This is a genomic window from Bradyrhizobium sp. (assembly GCF_016462955.1).
GTDB lineage: Bacteria > Pseudomonadota > Alphaproteobacteria > Rhizobiales > Xanthobacteraceae > Bradyrhizobium.
Genome location: NZ_JAEMSD010000006.1, coordinates 6464 through 24088, shown reverse-complemented (window position 1 = coordinate 24088; position 17625 = coordinate 6464). Strand labels below are relative to the sequence as shown.

The following is a 17625-nucleotide window of genomic DNA, read 5'->3' as shown; positions in this document are numbered from 1 at the left end:
AGTCGGTGCCGGCCCTCGTCGTCCAGCGTGGTCAGATGAAGACCAATCTGCTCGGCATGAGCTTCCTCGATCGCCTGGAAAGCTGGGGCGTGCGCGCGGACACGCTGATGCTGACAGGATATCCGGAGCTTCAGCGCAGTCCGCGCCGCTCCCGGATGGCGGCGGACTAGACGAAGCTACGCCGCCTCGGCCGGCGCGCGAACACCGACACGCGCGATCGCATCGCGCAGCACGTCGAGAACGGCCCCCGGCTTGACCCCCTGCTCGGCAAGATGGCGACGGAAGGCACGCGCACCCGGCACAGCGTGGAAGGCACCGACGAAGTGCCTCGTGATCGAATGCAGCCGCGTGCCGCGCGCCAGCTGCTGCTCGATATAGGGCATCATCGCCTCGAGCGCGTCCTGCATGGAGGCGTGCGGAGGCGCCTCTCCGAAGATGCCGGCATCGACGCCGAGCAGCCGCCACGGCTCCTGATAGGCGGCACGGCCGAGCATCACGCCGTCGACATGGGCAAGATGCGCCTTTGCCTCGTCGATGCTCCGAATACCTCCGTTGATGATGACGGGCACGCCAGGCATCGCGCGCTTGAGTCGATAGACGCGCTCATAGTCGAGCGGGGGAATGTCGCGGTTCTCCTTCGGAGACAGGCCGTTGAGCCAGGCCTTGCGCGCATGCACGATCAGCGCATCGCAGCCTGAAGCCACGACCGCGCGGGCGAGCGCATCGAGCGCGACTTCCGGATCCTGGTCGTCGATCCCGATCCGGCACTTCACCGTGACGGGAACCGCGACCGCGCGCTTCATGGCCTCGACGCACCTCGCCACCAGCTCCGGCTCGGCCATGAGGCAGGCACCAAAGCGGCCGTCCTTCACGCGATCGGACGGGCAGCCGACATTGAGATTGATCTCGTCATAGCCGAACGCCTCGCCGATCCGCGCGGCCTGTGCCAGCTCCTGCGGATCCGAGCCGCCCAGCTGGAGCGCCACGGGATGCTCGCATGGATCGAATCCGAGCAGCCGTTCCCGGTGGCCATGAATGACGGCGCCGGTCGTCAGCATCTCAGTATAGAGCAACGCCCGCCGCGTCAGGTGGCGGTGGAACACCCGGCAATGCCGGTCGGTCCAATCCATCATCGGGGCGACGCTGAATTTTGATTTCATATCAGTCACTTAGCCGAGACCGCGATTCAATGCAACGGAGGGCCACCGAATTTCCCCCGGCGCATTCGCGGTTTCGGATCCAGACCGCTTTCGTCGCTACAAGCTGCCGGGCCATATCACCGGACAGATCCACAAGACAAGCGGCCTCGGCGCTGGATGTCTGCTGACTCCGCGCGTTTGCGGTCGATCTCGGGGGGCACGCAGTCGACGGCAAAAAGGACGTTCACCGCGTCCCGGCAAAGTCCCGCATGCCCATCGTGCCCTTGCTAGCTAGAACTGGACGCCACGCGTCAATGCGCCATCGACGACGAGGTTCGTCCCGGTGATGAAGCTCGCCGCGCTGCTCGCGAGAAACACCACGGCGTTGGCCATCTCCTGGGGCGTGCCCATGCGTCCCGTCGGATTGAGCGCCAGCGCGGTCTTGTAGAGCTCGGGGTTGTTGTCCTTGATCATGTTCCAGACCCCACCCTCGAAATAGGTATTGCCGGGCGAGACCGAATTGGCGCGGATGCCTTTCGCCGCCAGCTGATTGGCGAGCCCCTGCGTGTAATGGATGATAGCGGCCTTGAAGGTGCCGTAGGGTCCGGCGGCAAAATCGACCTCGCGGCCGGAAACGCTGGAGATGGTGACGATCGCGCCGGCCTTGCTTTTCTCCAAATACGGCATGGCCGCATTCACCAGCCGCACCGTCCCCATCATGTCGGTCGAGAACTCCTTCTGCCAGCTCTCGTCGTCCTGTCCGATCGCAAGCGCACTCACATTGGCCACGACGACGTCGATGCCGCCGAGCTTTGACGCCATATCGCCAACCCAGGCCTTCAGGACCGCCGCATCGGCAACGTCGACCGCGCCGCCATAGGCCGCAACGCCCTTGGCCTTGAGCGCAGCGACCGTGCTCTCGACCTCGGCGAGGTTGCGGGAGCACACCCCGACGTCGGCGCCCTCGGCGGCAAATGTCTCGGCGATCGCGCGCCCGATTCCCTTGGTGCTTCCCGTAACGAGAACCTTTGCACCCTTGAGTCCCAGATCCATGGTCGGCTTCCTTTTCTTGGTTCAGTAATTGCTCGCAGCCACCTTGACCAATCCGCGATAGCTGTGCGGCATTCGCATCGAGACCAGGTCCTTTCGGCGCACGACATTGGTCGGATAAACGCTGTCGAGATTGGTGGTGTCGACCAGAGCAGTTGCAAGCCCCGTGCCGCCGGCCGCGATCGCCTCCCGCCGCGGGAACGCAAAAGTGTCGGGCCCGAACACGCCGCTCAGCCCGGGATAGAGGCGTTCAGGATCGGCGACATTGGCGAAGGCGAAGAACAGATTGTTCTCGCCCGCGCGAACGCGCAGATGATGCCAGTGATGCGGATCCGGACCGGTCGGAATCGGCGCCGGTTGCTCGACCTCCGTGCCGGCATGTGACGAACTGAAGCGTCCCTTGATCGCTGCAGGACAGGCGATGAGATCGCAGCCGCGCAGCGCCAGCACCCGGCCCGCCTCCGGAAACGAGGCGTCGTGACCGATCAAAAGCCCGATGCGGCCAATCGGCGTGTCGATGACGGTCCAGCCTTCTCCGGCCGTCGCCCAGCTTCGCTCGTCGGCCGTGAGGTGCGTCTTGCGATAGACCGAGATCTCCCCTTCCGGGGCGACAAGACAGGCGCTGTTGTAGAGCGTGTCGCCGGCGCGCTCCGCGAGGCCGCAGATGAGATAGAGACCCAGCTCCGCTGCGAGTTCCTCGAGGCGATGGGTCACCGGACCGGGTATCGGCTGCGCCGACGTCGCGGGATCGCCGAGACCGGTTACGGCAAGCTCCGGGAACACGACCAGATCCGCGCCTTCGGCGCTCGCCTTACGCGCAAGTGCCGCGATCTCAGCGAGATTCTGGTCGATGTCGTCGCGAGGCGCAAATTGCGCAACGCTGACCCGTGACGTCTTCCCGGGCGGCCAGGGCTCATGGCCGTAGAGACCAAAGAAGTCGCGCGGATTCCAGCTGAACGTATCGGTCAGGAGCTCCGGATAGAGCTCCGGCCGGCGCTGCGCAAAGACGGCTTCGCCAAGCACGCGGCGCGACCGCGCGGCCTCGAGGTCGATCTCCGACAGCAGCACGCCGTCGCCCTTGTCGAGCACTGCGATCACCTGCCCGTCCGGGGCGATGACACAGCTCCCGCCACTGAACTGCACGGTGCGCTCCAGCCCCCAGCGGTTGCTCTCGATCACATAGCAGCCGTTCTCGAAGGCGCGGCTGATCCAGTAAGGCGCCGGCGTGCGTTCCGCCAGCCAGTTCGAGATGTGGCAGATGACGTCGGCCCCGCCGAGCGCCATCAGTCGCGCGGTCTCCACGAAGTGAATGTCCATGCAGATCAGCAGCGCGATACGGCCGATCGGGGTCTCGAACACCTGGTTGTGCAAATCGCCAGCTGCGGCCCATTTCGGCTCGGAGATGTAAGGATGCGTCTTGCGGTGACGGCCGACGATACCGTCCGGCCCGATCAGGACGGCGGTGTTGAAATAGATGTTGTCCTCGTCGACCTCGGGCATGCCGACCACGATGTAGCAGCCATGCTTGCGCGCCAGCGCCGCAAAGCGGCTCGTGGTCGGCCCGGGGATCGTCTCGACGAACGGCGCAACCTCGGCCCGGTCGAACCAGCAATAGCCCGTCGTCCCCATCTCCGGCGTGACGATCAGCTTTGCGCCGGCGGCCGCCGCCTGCTCGCAGAGTTCGAGCAGGCGGGCGATGTTGCCCGCTTTCTCGAACATGGTCGGCTCGAACTGGACGGCGGCAACCTTGTGAATGGTGGACATGACCCGGCCTGCCTCAAACGAGATAGGATTTCTTGATAGACGCACCCAATGTGTATTTGGGATCGACCATGTTGCCGAGCCTGACCCGACCGGCCTGGGTCAGCAACATATAGGCGTCGATCTCCTCGAAACCGTAGTCCGCCGCCATCCAGCGGCAGAGCTCGCGATAGGCAATGCGAGCGGCATCCTCCATCGGCCGGGCCGAGCCGATGGTCATGATGAAGTCCTTCGTTTCCAGGCGCGGCCAGGCAATGGTCCAGTTCTTGATGAGATCGACCTGCACCGTGGTCACGGTCGGATGCTCGATGGCAACGCCGCAGAGCTCGCCATCACCTTGCGCGGCATGACAGTCGCCGAGATAGAGCAGCGCGCCCTTGGTGTTGACCGGCAGGTAGATGATGGCGCCGACGCCGACATCAGGCAGGTCCATGTTGCCGCCGTAATAATCCGGAACGAGCGAGGAGATCGCCTCGATCTCCGGTGAGGTGCCGATGGTGCCGATGAACGGTTCATAGGGCAGCGTGATCTTGTCGTTCCATTTGGTGCCGGTCTTGGCGTCGATCTCCAGCTTCTTGACGCGCTCGGGCAGCGCCGGATTGAGCAGCGCCGTGTTGCCCGTGCTGACCAGTCCGCCGAATTCCGGCATGATGACCGTGGTACCGCGCGGCTGCGGCCCGCGTGGCACGATGCTCTCGATGTAGACTGCGAGTGTGTCGCCCTTCTCGGCGCCGTTGACGTGGATCGGCCCGTTCTGCGGATTGAGGAACGGGAAGTTGAGGATCTTCGACGGGCTGTCGGTCTCGTTCTTGATGGCGCCCTCGAACGCATCATGGGTCTCCGCGGCGACGACTGCGCCGGGATCGACGGTCAGCACCGGCTTCACGTAGGGGCCGTAGACATAGTGATACTTGCCCTGTTCGCTCTCGGTGATGGTGTAGGCCGTACCGCGCTCGCCCTTGGCGATGCCCTTGCGGGCCATAATGGAGTCTTTCTGCCAGGACATTTGATTTTCTCCTTCTGTCATTGGCCGGTCTTCAAACCGCGAGATGACGCCGCATCTCGGCCGCGTCGTCGAGCGCTGCGCGATCGAGATTTGCGACGATGCGTCCCTTGTCCATGACGTAGCAGCGCTGCGCCATGGCGCGGATCATGTCGAGATTTTGCTCGACCAGGATGATGGTGACTCCGGTCCTGCGATTGAGCTCGACCATGTTGCGCGCGATATCCTGGACGATATTCGGCTGGATGCCTTCCGAGGGCTCGTCGAGCAGGATGAGGTGGGGGTCGGCGATCAGGACCCGTCCGATCGCAAGCTGCTGCTGTTGGCCGCCGGACATGGTGCCGGCGCGCTGATGCCAGCGCTCTTCAAGGATCGGAAAGGCCTCGACGATCTTGCGCCGCCCCGCTTCGGGAATGCCGCCGCCCTTGATCGCCGCGCCGACCGCGACGTTCTCGCCGACGGTCAGCCGCGGAAACACGTCGCGCCCCTGCGGAACATAGCCCATGCCGAGACGCGCCCGCTTGTGTGCGGGAAGAAGCTCCACCGCCTGGCCGCGATAGACAATCGAGCCGTCCATGACCGGCACGAGCCCGATCAGGCTCTTCATCAGTGTGGATTTGCCGACGCCGTTGCGTCCGATCACGGCGACGATCTCGCCTTCACGCACCTCGATCTCGAGGCCCTGCAGCACCGGCTTGCCGCCATAGCCGGCGCGCAGGCCGAGCGTTGCGAGAATCACTTCCTTGCGCGGTACGTCAAGCATGGGCCTGCCCGAGATAGATCGCCGCCACACGCTCGTCGGCCACGATTTCGTCGATCGAACCCTGCGCGAAGACTTGGCCGAGATGCAGAACGGTGACGCGGTGCGCGACCTGCCGGACGAAGGCCATGTCGTGCTCGATCGCCAGCACCGTCATGCCATCGGCATTGAGCCGCTGCACCATTTCGCCGGTAAGGTGGGTTTCCTCGGGCGACATGCCGGCGGTCGGCTCGTCCAGCAGAAGAAGACGCGGTTTCAGACTGACCGCCATGCCGATCTCGAGCCATTGCTTCTGGCCGTGGCTGAGATTGCCGGCGATCTGCGTATGCTCCGATTCCAGCCCAAGGAAGTGGAGCAGCCGCCCGATCTCGGCTTCGAGTTCAGTGCCGCGGTGCCGGCTCTGCAGGGCGATCTCGAGATTCTGGCGGACCGACAGGCCCCTGAAGACGCCGGGCACCTGGAATTTGACCGAAAGGCCACGGTGAATCCGCGCAAAGGATTTCAGCGCGGTGATGTCCTCCCCGGCGAAGAGAATGTCGCCGCTGCCGGGATGATGCTCGCCGAGAATTAGCCGGAACAGCGTGCTCTTGCCCGCGCCGTTGGGGCCGATCAGGCAATGGATCTCGCCGGCTTGCAGCGTGAGATCCACCGAATTGGTCACGTGCAGGCCACCGAAATGCTTGTTCAGCTTGCGCAGTTCGAGCAGCGACATTAGCCGGCCCTCTGCGTAAAACGTGCTGCGATGCGGCCCAGCCAGTTCATTGCCCCGAGCACGAGGCCGTTGGGCGCGATCAGCACCGTAAGCACGAGCAGCACCCCCATGAAGACCAGCGCGTACTGGCTGCCGTAAATCGTGAGCGCCTGAAACGCGGCGAGCACCACCAGCGTACCGATCACGGTCGACGTCAGGTCGCTGCGGCCGCCGACCGCGACCCAGATCAGCGGCAGCGCAGCGGCGGTCATGCCCATGCTCGACGGCGTAATGTACTGGCCCCACACGGTGTAGAGAACGCCGGAGAGCCCAGCGAGCGCAGCGCCAATCACGAAGGTGATGAGCTGGTACTTGCGGATGTCGTAACCCAGCATCTCCGCCCTTTCCGGGTTCTCGCGGATGGCGACGATGACATTGCCAAAAGACGAGTTCATCAGGATACGCAAGGCCAGATAGACGAGAACGAGAAGGCCGAGCACGAGGTAGTAGAGCCCGATATCGGCGAACAGCACGATCGGCTCGCCCGGCCAGGGGATGGTGAGCGGCGGCATCGCACTCATGCCGTTGAAGCCGTTGAGGCGTGCAGCTCCGATGCGCCATTCCGGTCCTGCTGTCTGCGCCATGAAGCGCTCCAGCATCAGGGTCACGGCGAGCGTGACGATGCCGAGGAAGACGCCGGCGATGCGGCCGAAAAACATGAAGTAGCCGAGCAGGACCGCGAACAGTGCGGCGATCGCGACCGCAATCACCAGCGCCAGCAGCGTGAAGCCGTAGGCGGAACCGAAATTGATGGTGAGGACGCCATAGCCATAGCCCGCGATGCCGAAGAACGCGGTCTGGCCGAACGAAAGCGAGCCGCCATAGCCCCAGATCAAACACAGGCTGAGCGCGATGAACACCCAGACGAAGAAATAGACGGTGTTGCCGACCGTGTAGCCGTCGCTGAACAGCGGATAAGCCAGCGCGGCGGCGAGCACGAGGGCGAACAAGGCCCAGAAGGCCGGACCGCGACCGACGGTCTGCGGGCCTTCGAGACGGCGAAACATTGCGAGGAGACCGGTCACGACACCATCACTCCGTCAGGTGCGCTCGCGCAGCACGAAGCCGGAGATGCCTTTCGGCAGCACCCGGACGACGATGATCACTGCGACCAGCAGGCCGATCTGGCCGAACAGCTGGCCCTGCCACGACGTCATCACCGATTTCACGACCGCCAGCACGGCGCCTGCCGGTGCGGTGCCGAGGAAGACGTCGGCGCCACCGATCACGACGGTGACGAAGGCCTCCATGATGAAGGTCGCTCCCATGGTGGGCACCAGCGTCATGGTCGGCGCGTAGAGACCACCGGCGAGGCCGGCCAGCCCGGCCCCGCAAGCGAAAGTGAGACTGTAGATCAGGCGCGTGTCGACGCCGAGCGCCGCCGCCATGTGCGGCACCTGGATGGTGGCGCGTGCCAGCACGCCGAACCGCGTCCAGTTGAAGAGCGCATAGAGCGCAGCGAGCACCCCGATCGCGGCGCAAAACAGCACGATGCGATAGATCGAATAGGAGTAGTCGCCGACCTGAAAGCTGCCGAACGGCGTACCGACGCCGGCCATGGTCGAGCCTACCATGATCAGCGTGCCTTGCGTCGCGATCAGGCTCAATCCCCAGGTGGCGACGATGGTGTCGAGCGGCCGCTCGTAGAGATGACGGATTACCGCGAGTTCAACCACGACGCCGACCAGCGCCGATACGAGGGTACCGGTCAGAATTCCCAGCGGCAGCGGCAGGCCGGCGTGCACGGTGGCGGCGGTGACGTAGGCACCGCACATGATGAACTCGCCATGGGCCAGATTGATCACGCCCATCATGCCGAAGATCACCGCGAGGCCGCAGGCCGAGAGCACCAGGAATGCGAAGGCGTCGCCGAATTGATAGAGTGCCGAGAAGACGTGGGTCGCGATGTCCATGAATCAACCAGGAAGTGGAAGGATGCGGCGCGCCGCGGATGTCCGTGATCGCCCCGGCCGACGTGAGGGCCGGGGCGACACGCCGCAGGTCAGGGCTTGGGTGGAGGATTCGAGGGCGTGTACTGAGCCATCGGGTCCTTCTTGGTGAGATCGCAGCCGGCCTCACCCAGCCAGTACGGCTTGATGTCCTCCCAGATCTTCGGGAAGGAGATCGAATGATCGGCGCCGACCTTGGCGAGATAGATCGTGTGCGACATATGCTGGCTCTTCGGGTCGATACAGACCTTGCCCTCCGGCGCGTCCATGCAAACGTCGCCCAGTGCGATCACCTTGCGGATTTCCTCCCGCTTGGTCGACTTCGCGCGCTCGACCATCTGCTTGTAGAGATAGACCGCGAGATAGGAGTTCTCGGCCTCCTGGTTCACATAGGGCTCGCTCGGGAACTTGGCCTTGAACTTGGCGTAGAACTCCTTGCTCTTGGGCGAGTCGATCTCCTCGATGTAGTTGGTGGTGACGTACATGTCCTTCAGGCTCGGCGGCTTGAAGCGCTTGTGCTCGTAGCCCTGGCCGACGTTGACTGAGGATGCCATCGGCAGGCTGACGTTGGCGGAGGCCGCCTGCTCGTAATAAGACGCCTGCGCCGTGCCGACCAACAGCGTGACCACGAAGTCCGGCTTCGCCTTCTGGATGTTCTGGATGCTCTGCGAGAACTGCGATACACCGAGCGGGATGAATTCCTCGCCGGCCATCTTGCCGCCGTTCTCCTTGACGATCTTGCGCACCCATTCGGCCGAGATCTGGCCGAAATTGTAGTCGGCTGCGAGCGTGTAGACGTTCTTGCCGTACTTCTCCATCATGTAGGGGATGAGCGTCGAGAACTGCTGTTCCGGCACGGCGCCCGTTACGATCATGTGGCCGTCGCAGACGCCACCTTCATACTGGTTGTTGTAGAAGGCGAAGCCGTTGAACTGGTCGACGATCGGACGATACGCCTCGCGCGAGGCCGAGGAGAAGCCCGCGAAGACGACGTCGACCTTGTCGCGCTGGAGCACGCGGCGCATGAACTCCTGGTAGCGGGTGTTGTCGGACTGGGTGTCGTAGGTGACGAGCTCCAGCGGCCGGCCCATGATGCCGCCGGCCTTGTTGATCTCCTCGGCGGCGAGCTGGATGGCGTGGACCTTGCCGATCGTGGCCGCAGCGAAGTCGCCGGACTGATCCTCCAGCACCCCGAGCTTGATCGGATTCTCCGCCGCCAGCGCCGAGTGGGAGCCTATGGGTGATCCGAGGACAAGCGTCCCCGTGAGGGCTGCGGCGCGCAGCCCCCGCAATACAGACTTGCTCATTTTGCTTCTCCTAGATGGCCTGCTTGTTGCCGCCTTGCAGCGTGATGCCGGTCGTGCGGCCGGACGTATCGGGCGGCTTCGCCCGCTTGCTCAGAAGCTCTTCGCAATAGAGCTCCATGTTCTGCCGCGCGCGCATGCTGTCGCGACGGAGCCGGGAATAGGCACCTTCCTCGTCGAGGCCGTCCTGCTGCATCAGCAGGATGACGGCCCGGATCACCGCGCGGCGCCCGCGGCGGCGCTCCTCGAGACCCTGGACGCGCTCATACATTTCGGCGCGCAGCAGGAACTGGTTGATGCCCATGAACAGGGACGTGTAGACCGCGCCGCCATGCACCGGCTTGCGCAGGAACGAGGTGGCGCCGAGATTGACCAGCGCCTTCAGCCGGCTCGGCGCTTCGACACCGACGAGGCCGATCACAGGTACCGGCGGCAGCCGCGAGGCCGGATTGACCTCGATCGCGACCGCGCCTTCGAGATCGCCGTCGACGAACAGGATATCGCGGTCAGCCTGAAGGCCGGCGACGTCGAGCTGGGCGCGGCCATCTACGATCTCAGGGTACTCCGTGGAGACACCGAGTTTGGCAAGCGTCGTCTCCAGCGCGCTCTCCCAGCCCCCTCGCCTCGTGACGACGATGGCACGGCCGCCCTTGAAGTTCTGCAGCAGTCGAGAGCTCATGATTGCACCACCTTCAAATGTGGAGAGCGCATTGCGCTGGCAAAGCGCGGCGACGACTGAACGAGATAGGGATCAGGCGCGATCGGCTCGCGTGATTCCAGCAGCACCTCGAACTGCCCGCCGGCGGTCGATCGGCCAATCCGAGGCGTGAGCCAGGCGTGGAAGGTCTGGCGGTCGATGCGGACGTCGCCTTGCGGCGCATGCAGCCGCTGGTCCGCCACTGCGGCGCGCACCTTGCGCGCATCGTCGGTGCCGGCCTGCGACAAGGCGGATGCAAGCAGCTTGACGGCGATGTAAGAGGACTCCGCGTCGGCCGACGAGACCGGGCCATCCGGGAAGGACTGCGTATAGGCATCGACGAAGGCGGCGTTCTCCCCCGATTTCAACGACGAGAAGTAGACGCTCGAGGACAGATGCCCCTCGACCGCATCCGGGCCAATCTCCGGCAATTCCGGCTCCGACAGCGTGCAGCTCGCGACCGGGATTTCCGTGGCCTGATCGATGCCACGCGCACGGCAGGCGGCGCGGAACGCGCGGAAGAAGGCATAGGCGCTGGTGCCGATCAGATTGTTGAAGACGAAATCCGGACGCTGCTCGATGATCGCAGCAATGACCTGGTCGACCTCGGTATCGCCGACGGACAGATAGCGCTCGGCTAGAACGGTGCCGCCGCGCGCGATCAACGCTTCGCGGAAGATGCGATTGTTCTCCCAGGCCCAGATGTAGTTGGAGCCGACGCAGAAGGCGCGCTTGCCGACGCGGGTGGCGAGATAGTCGACCAGCGGGAGAACGTGCTGATTGGGCGCGGCCCCCGTATAAACGACGTTGTCGGAGCTTTCGAAACCTTCATAGTGCGACGGATACCAGAGCATGCCATCGAACTTCTCGAAGCAGGGAATGACCTCCTTCCGGCTGGAGGAGGTGTAACAGCCGACGACGTGACGGATCCCCGATTTGAGCAGGTCCTGGCTGAGCGAGCGATAGCAGGCGAGATCGCCGTTGGGATTGACCACCACCGGCTCCAGCTGGACCGTGTCGGAGCGGGCGTTGATTTCGTCGAACGCGAGCAGCGCTCCGTTGAGCATCGAACGCGCGACGACGCTGTACGACCCCGTCGTCGAGAACATCACACCGATACGATATCGCGTCCGCGTCATCACTCGATCCAAAACAAAAAAGCGCCCGCCGGCCGTTAAGCCGAGGGCGCCCTCGCCGCCAACCGAACACGCGATGCGCGTGGTGTTGGAAATGGTTTGAACTCGTCGCGTTGACGGGCCAAGCTGCCCAACGCTTGGACGATACGGTCGTTGAGATCGAAAGCGAAGTCAAGCGCGTTATTGCAGCGCTTACTGCTCCAATTCACGTCGCCATGCAGCAAATCTGTGCAGCGCTGTGCGGCGTATCAGATCGGGCTTTGCCGCTCTCACTCCGTCCTGACCCTCGATGGTGCGATCGATGATGTCGTCGCGGATGGCTAGCCTGCTCCGATTGAAGCAAGTCCGACTGCGTCAACATGGCTGCTGGGCTGTCGTGCGTTAGCACGTATTTTGCATAAATCGTAGGCGATATGGGCGCCGCATGAACCTCGTTAGTCTCGACATCCGCATGCTCCGGTCGCTGATTTCGGTGGTCGAGACCGGCAGCATCACCGAGACCGCGCGACGGCTGGGCCGAACCCAGCCGGCGATCACATTGCAATTGCAGCGGCTGGAGGAGCTGACGGGCAAGCAATTGTTCGAGCATGGCGGCCGCAGGCTGACGCTGACCGACGACGGCACCACCGTTCTCACCTACGCAAAGTCCATCCTGCGGTTGCATGACGAGCTGATTTCGCAACTGGCGTCACAGGAGATCGAAGGCCAGGTGGTCCTCGGGACGCCCGACCTCTACGCCGCGTTCATGCTGCCGCAGATCCTCAGCGTATTCCGGAAATCCTTTCCGCGCGTGCAGGTCGAGCTCAATTGCGCGCTGTCGACACCGCTGGTTGGCCTCGTCAAGCGCGGTGATGTCGACATCGCACTGGTCACGCGCATGAACGATTTCACTGGCGGCCAGGTGGTGCGGCGCGAGCAATTGGTCTGGATGACCGGCGAGCAATCCGCCGCGCATCAAGAGCGCCCGATCCCGCTGGCGCTATTGCCGCCCGGCAACATCTACCGTGACTACGCCATCGAAACGCTGGAACGAGCCAATTTGCGCTGGCGCATTGCCTGCGTCAGCGAAAGCGTCGGGGGCCTGCAGGCGGCGGCCTTTGCGGGCATGGCGGTTACCGTGCTCGGCCGCAGTGCCTTGGTGCCGGCGATGTGCGAAATCGGCCCCAACGAGGGCCTGCCGCCGCTGCCGAAGATCGAGCTGCTGCTCTACAAGTCCAGCGGAGCGACCTCGAAGGCCGCGACCGCGCTGCACGATTATCTCGCGCACTATCTGCGTCTCGACGAAGAGCTTAGCGGCCGCGGCGCGCCGATCACGCTGGGCTAGCTTGGCATCCTAGCACAGCGCCAGCGGCGGCCAGAACTTGGCCCAGGGTTGCGCCTGCTCGAACGCGGCCGCGATGCGGAAGATCGTGGGTTCGTCGAGCCAGGGCGCGATGACCTGAAGGCCTATCGGCATGCCGTCGCGATCGAAACCGCAAGGAAGCGTCGCAGCCGGCAGGCCGGCGAGATTGATCGGCCACGTAAAGGGCGACCAGCCGAGATGCGGATCGACCTTGCTGCCGTCGATCGTGCCGACACCGATCTGTCCCGCCTCGAATGCCGTCACCGCGACGGTCGGCGTCACCAGGGCATCGACGCGCTCGAACAGCTTCAGGAACGCATTGCGCGCCTGGCCGCGGCGATAGCTCGCTTCGATATAATCGGTCCCGGTGTAGTTCCGACCGGCGGCGATGACGTCGCGATAATCGGGCTCGGAGCTTGCGAGATCGGCCGCGGTCTTGGTTGAAACTGCCGCCGCCTGTTCCGTGAAAGCGATCGGCTTCAGCGTGTGCTCGAGAATACCGGGATCGAGGCCTGGGTCGTCCCTGGTAACCTGCGCCCCGCAGGAATCGAGAATTGAAAGTGCCTTGTCGAACGCAGCGCGGACGTCGGGGCTGACCGCGGCGTAGCCGAAATCGGCGCTGGCGCCGATGCGGATGCCGTCCAGCGACGCCCCATGGGTGTCGAAGCGGCGCGGCGACACTGGCAGGCTTGCTGCATCGCGCAGGTCGTAGCCAGCAATGATCCCCAGCGTCAGCGCGGCATCCGCCACCGTGCGCGTGATCGGCCCGGTATGTGCGAGCGAGGCCCAGGACGGCGGCGAGAAGCCGGGCGAGCGCGGCACGAGGCCGAACGTGGGCTTCAATCCGAACACGCCGCAGAACGACGAAGGCACGCGGATCGAGCCGACGCCGTCAGTGCCGATCGCGATCGGACCGCAACCGGCGGCGACGCCGGCAGCAGCCCCTCCGCTGGAGCCGCCGCTGGTACGACCAGCGTTCCAGGGATTGCGCGTGATGCCGGTAACCGGACTGTCGGCCGTCAGCTTGTAGCCGGACTCGCAGGTCGTGGTCTTGCAGGTGATGATGGCGCCTGACGCCCTCAGCGCGGACACCACGGCGGCATCGGCCTCGGGCACGAAACCCCTGTTCATGGGCGAGCCGGCATAGGCCGGAACTCCGGCGACATAGACGAGATCCTTGATCGTGACGGGCACACCGGCCAGCGGTCCCCTAGCCTCGCCCGAACGCATCTCCCTGGTGAGGCGATCGGCCTCGGCTCTCGCCTGTTCGTACATCGGCGTCACCACCGCATTGCAGGCTTCGTCTGTTGCCTGAAGCGCTGCGATCGTGTCATCGACAACATCGCGCGGCGTAAACGCTCTGCGCCTGTAGCCGGCCACGATCTCGGATGCAGAAAGCGCGCCAAGGCCAGTCGGCGCCGGCGGGAAGGCCGCTCGGCCGGAACCATCAGTCATCATCGACCCTAAAGAGCTAGCTGAGCGCCGCGTCGACGGCGCGCTTGGCCATCACCGTGACGAGGTGCGCCCGGTAATCGGCTTCGGCATGGATATCTGAGGTGAGACCGTCGGTGTCGATCCTGATCGCCGCGATCGCGGACGGATCGAAATTGGCCGACAACGCGGCCTCCATCGGCGGCACTCGGAAAACGCCGGGACCCGCGCCCGTGACGGCGACCCGGACCCCATCGGCGAATTTCGCGACGAACACGCCGACCAGCGCATAACGCGACGCCGGCGCCTTGAACTTTGCGTAGCCTGCTTTCAGCGGCACGGGTAAACGGACCGCAGTGATGATTTCGCCGGGTTCGAGCGCCGTCTCGAACAGGCCGAGGAAGAACTTGTCCGCGGCAATCTCCCGCATGCTGGTGACGATGGTGGCGCCGAGGCCGAGCACGCCGGCCGGATAATCCGCTGCCGGATCGTTGTTGGCAACGGAACCACCGATGGTGCCGCGGCTGCGAACGGCGGGATCGCCGATCATCGAAGCCAGCGCCGCGAGCGCGGGGATCCTGGTCTGCACCAGTTTCGAGGCAGCGACCACCGCGTGCGGCGTCATTGCGCCGATGGTGATGGTGGCACCATCGTCGGTTATACCCTTGAGGTTTCCGAGCTTCGACAGATCGACCAGTGCGACCGGGCTGGCCAGCCGTTGCTTCAGCGTTGGGATCAGCGTCATGCCGCCGGCAACGAGCTTGCTGTCCTCGATGGAAGTCAGGAGCTTGGCCGCGTCCGGAATCTGGTCCGGCTGGTGGTAGGCAAACGGTTTCATGTAATCCTCCCTATTCCGCAGCGACCGGCAACGACGCGTTCTGCAGGAGGCGCCAGATCCGGTTCGGCGTCGCCGGCATGTCGACATGGGTGACGCCGAGATGCGAGAGCGCATCGACCACGGCATTGATGACCGCCGCCGGCGAGCCGATGGTCCCAACCTCACCGCAGCCCTTCACGCCCATCGGCGTATGCGTGCAGAGCGTCGAGTGGGTCGCAACTTTCATCATCGGCAGATGGTCGGCACGCGGCATGCAATAGTCCATCAGCGAGCCCGACAGCAGTTGGCCGGAGCCCTCGTCATAGACCGCGTTTTCGAACAGCGCCTGGCCGACGCCTTGCACGATGCCGCCATGCAGCTGGCCCTCGACGATCATCGGGTTGATCACTGTGCCGACGTCATCGACCGCAGTATAGTTCACGAGGGTGACCGTGCCCGTTTCGGGATCGACCTCGACCTCGGCGATATGGCAGCCACCGGGATAAGTGAAGTTGACGGGATCGTAATAGGCCTGCTCCTCCAGCCCCGGCTCCAGCACCTCGAGTGGATAATTGTGCGGGACATAGGCCGCGCCGGCGATCTCCTCGAACGTCTTGCTGCGGTCCGTGCCGGCTACCGAGAACTTTCCGCTCTCGAACTGGATGTCGACCTCGGCCGCTTCGAGCAGATGCGAGGCGATCTTCTTGCCCTTGGCAATGACCTTGTCGGTGGCCTTGGACAAGGCGGCACCTCCGACCACGAGGGAACGCGAACCATACGTACCCATGCCGAACTGCACGCGGTCGGTGTCGCCGAACACGATGTCGACATTCTCGAAGGCGACGCCGAGCTTGTCCGAGACGATCTGCGCGAAAGTGGTCTCGTGGCCCTGGCCGTGATTGTGCGTGCCGATCATGACCGTCACCTGCCCGGTCGGATGCACCCGCACCGTGGCGCTCTCATAGAGACCGCCGCGTGCCCCAAGCCTGCCGGCGAAGCGCGACGGCGCAAGGCCGCAGGCTTCGACATAGGTGGAGTAGCCGAGCCCGCGGAACTTGCCCTTGCTGGCGGAGGCTGCCTTGCGGATACCGAAATTCTTGACGTCGGCGGCGACCAGCGCGCCGTCGAGGCATCCCATGGGATCGCCGGAATCGTACTGCACCAGCACCGGCGTCTGGTACGGGTAGGCCTCCTTCGGGATCATGTTGCGGCGGCGGATCTCGACGCGGTCGATGCCCATCTCTGCGGCCGCGACATCGACGATACGCTCCAGCACGAAGGTCGCTTCAGGACGGCCGGCGCCACGATAGGCGTCGACGGGCACGGTGTTGGTAAAGACCACCTTCACGTTGCAGTAGATCGCGGGCGTGGTGTAGACGCCACCGAGCAGTGGGCCATAGAGGTTGGTCGGGATGTTCGGCCCGAAGGTCGAGAGATAGCCGCCCATATTGGCCAGCGTGTTGACGCGGAAAGCAAGAAACTTTCCGGTTTCATCGAGCGCCAGCTCGGCCTCGGTGACGTGGTCTCGGCCATGACGGTCGGAGACATAGCCTTCCGAGCGGCTCGCGACCCATTTCACCGGCCGCCTCACACGCTTGGCTGCCCAGGTGATCACGGCCTCTTCGCCGTAATGGAACTGCTTGACGCCGAAGCCGCCGCCGACGTCCGGCGCCACCACCCGCAGCTTGTGCTGCGGTATGTTCAACACCAGCGCGCCCATTAGGAAGCGAACGACGTGCGGAAACTGGCTCGTGGTCCACAGCGTGAAGCGATCCGTGCCCGGCTCGTATTCCGCGATCGCCGCCCGCGGCTCCATGGGGTTGCCGATCAGGCGGTTGTTGACGAGGCTCAGCTTGGCGACATGCGCCGCCTTCTTGAACGCAGCCTCAACGGCGGCCTTGTCGCCAAGTTCCCAGTCGCAACAGATGTTGTTCGGGACATCATCGAACAGCTGCGGCGCATCAGGCCTTATGGCCTCAAGCACGCCGACCACGGAAGGCAGCACCTCATAGTTGACCTCTAGCAGTTCGGCCGCAGCATTGGCCTGCTCCGGAGTTTCCGCGATGACAACAGCCACCATATCGCCCACGAAGCGCACCTTGTTCTGCGCGAGCATGGGAAAAGGCGGCTCCTTCATGGGAACGCCCTTGGCATCGGTGATGCCCCAGCCGCAAGGCAACGAACCGAGGCCGTCGGCGGCGACGTCATCGCCGGTCAGGACCGCGATGACGCCGGGCGCGGCCAGGGCCGCGGTCTTGTCGATGCCGCGCAACATGGCGTGTCCATGCGGCGAGCGCACGAAAACGCCCGCCGTCATGCCCGGCCGCTTGATATCGGAGACATAATTCCCGCGACCGGTGAGAAAGCGCTGGTCCTCCTTGCGCTTTGGCGCGGCGCCGATTCCGATCACATTGCCCATAGTCACTCTCCCTTGGCGGCGTTCATGGCTGCAGCGCCAGCCATGACCGACACGACGATGTTCTGG

General features: G+C 64.3%; 15 protein-coding genes and 2 pseudogenes. 2 read left to right on the top strand and 15 right to left on the bottom strand.

Features of this window, described 5'->3' with window-relative positions:
- Positions 1–170, top strand: a pseudogene (locus JHD07_RS01520) (TIGR02281 family clan AA aspartic protease); the annotation flags it as partial.
- Between the two features lie 6 nt (positions 171–176).
- Here JHD07_RS01520 and dusA read toward each other — a convergent pair.
- From dusA to JHD07_RS01465, 11 genes are all read right to left on the bottom strand, one after another.
- Positions 177–1160, bottom strand: coding sequence for a tRNA dihydrouridine(20/20a) synthase DusA (gene dusA, locus JHD07_RS01515; RefSeq protein ID WP_291618285.1), 984 nt, complete (start codon positions 1158–1160; stop codon positions 177–179).
- A gap of 270 nt (positions 1161–1430) precedes the next feature.
- Complete coding sequence (locus JHD07_RS01510; protein WP_291618283.1) at positions 1431–2192, bottom strand: SDR family NAD(P)-dependent oxidoreductase; 762 nt, start codon at positions 2190–2192, stop codon at positions 1431–1433.
- A 21-nt stretch (positions 2193–2213) separates the two neighbouring features.
- Entirely contained in the window at positions 2214–3953 is a 1740-nt protein-coding gene (locus tag JHD07_RS01505; RefSeq protein ID WP_291618281.1) for a nitrilase-related carbon-nitrogen hydrolase, read from the bottom strand.
- Positions 3954–3966: 13 nt separating this feature from the next.
- Positions 3967–4956, bottom strand: coding sequence for an acetamidase/formamidase family protein (locus JHD07_RS01500; protein ID WP_291618279.1), 990 nt, complete (start codon positions 4954–4956; stop codon positions 3967–3969).
- A gap of 31 nt (positions 4957–4987) precedes the next feature.
- A complete protein-coding gene (locus JHD07_RS01495) occupies positions 4988–5716 on the bottom strand; it encodes an ABC transporter ATP-binding protein (RefSeq protein WP_291618276.1) in 729 nt (242 codons plus the stop codon).
- Positions 5709–6425, bottom strand: a complete 717-nt coding sequence (locus JHD07_RS01490) for an ABC transporter ATP-binding protein (RefSeq protein ID WP_291618271.1) — start codon at positions 6423–6425, stop codon at positions 5709–5711. Before JHD07_RS01490 ends, JHD07_RS01495 begins: the two co-directional genes overlap by 8 nt.
- On the bottom strand, positions 6425–7489 hold the full coding sequence (locus JHD07_RS01485) for a branched-chain amino acid ABC transporter permease (protein WP_291618264.1): 1065 nt from the start codon (positions 7487–7489) through the stop codon (positions 6425–6427). The genes JHD07_RS01490 and JHD07_RS01485 overlap by 1 nt, the downstream gene beginning before the upstream one ends.
- Before the next feature lie 15 nt (positions 7490–7504).
- Entirely contained in the window at positions 7505–8377 is an 873-nt protein-coding gene (locus tag JHD07_RS01480; protein WP_291618262.1) for a branched-chain amino acid ABC transporter permease, read from the bottom strand.
- 89 nt (positions 8378–8466) lie between these two features.
- Positions 8467–9720, bottom strand: a complete 1254-nt coding sequence (locus tag JHD07_RS01475; protein WP_291618260.1) for an urea ABC transporter substrate-binding protein — start codon at positions 9718–9720, stop codon at positions 8467–8469.
- Positions 9721–9730: 10 nt separating this feature from the next.
- Positions 9731–10396 carry an ANTAR domain-containing protein gene (locus tag JHD07_RS01470; protein ID WP_291618258.1) on the bottom strand — a complete coding sequence of 222 codons (666 nt, stop codon included), beginning with the start codon at positions 10394–10396 and terminating at the stop codon, positions 9731–9733.
- Positions 10393–11553: a transporter substrate-binding domain-containing protein gene (locus tag JHD07_RS01465; RefSeq protein ID WP_291618256.1), complete on the bottom strand. Its 1161-nt coding sequence runs from the start codon at positions 11551–11553 to the stop codon at positions 10393–10395. The genes JHD07_RS01470 and JHD07_RS01465 overlap by 4 nt, the downstream gene beginning before the upstream one ends.
- A gap of 421 nt (positions 11554–11974) precedes the next feature.
- Between JHD07_RS01465 and JHD07_RS01460 the strand changes: the two genes are divergently transcribed.
- The gene (locus JHD07_RS01460) at positions 11975–12874 is read left to right on the top strand and encodes a LysR substrate-binding domain-containing protein (protein ID WP_291618254.1); all 900 of its coding nucleotides are present in this window, start codon (positions 11975–11977) and stop codon (positions 12872–12874) included.
- 9 nt (positions 12875–12883) lie between these two features.
- Here the strand turns inward: JHD07_RS01460 and JHD07_RS01455 are convergent, their stop codons facing one another.
- The 4 genes and pseudogenes from JHD07_RS01455 to JHD07_RS01440 all read right to left on the bottom strand — a co-directional run.
- On the bottom strand, positions 12884–14347 hold the full coding sequence (locus JHD07_RS01455; protein WP_291618252.1) for an amidase: 1464 nt from the start codon (positions 14345–14347) through the stop codon (positions 12884–12886).
- Between the two features lie 16 nt (positions 14348–14363).
- Positions 14364–15161, bottom strand: a complete 798-nt coding sequence (locus tag JHD07_RS01450; RefSeq protein ID WP_291618250.1) for a xanthine dehydrogenase family protein subunit M — start codon at positions 15159–15161, stop codon at positions 14364–14366.
- A 10-nt stretch (positions 15162–15171) separates the two neighbouring features.
- Positions 15172–17559: a xanthine dehydrogenase family protein molybdopterin-binding subunit gene (locus JHD07_RS01445; RefSeq protein ID WP_291618248.1), complete on the bottom strand. Its 2388-nt coding sequence runs from the start codon at positions 17557–17559 to the stop codon at positions 15172–15174.
- A 2-nt stretch (positions 17560–17561) separates the two neighbouring features.
- Positions 17562–17625: pseudogene (locus JHD07_RS01440) on the bottom strand ((2Fe-2S)-binding protein); the annotation flags it as partial.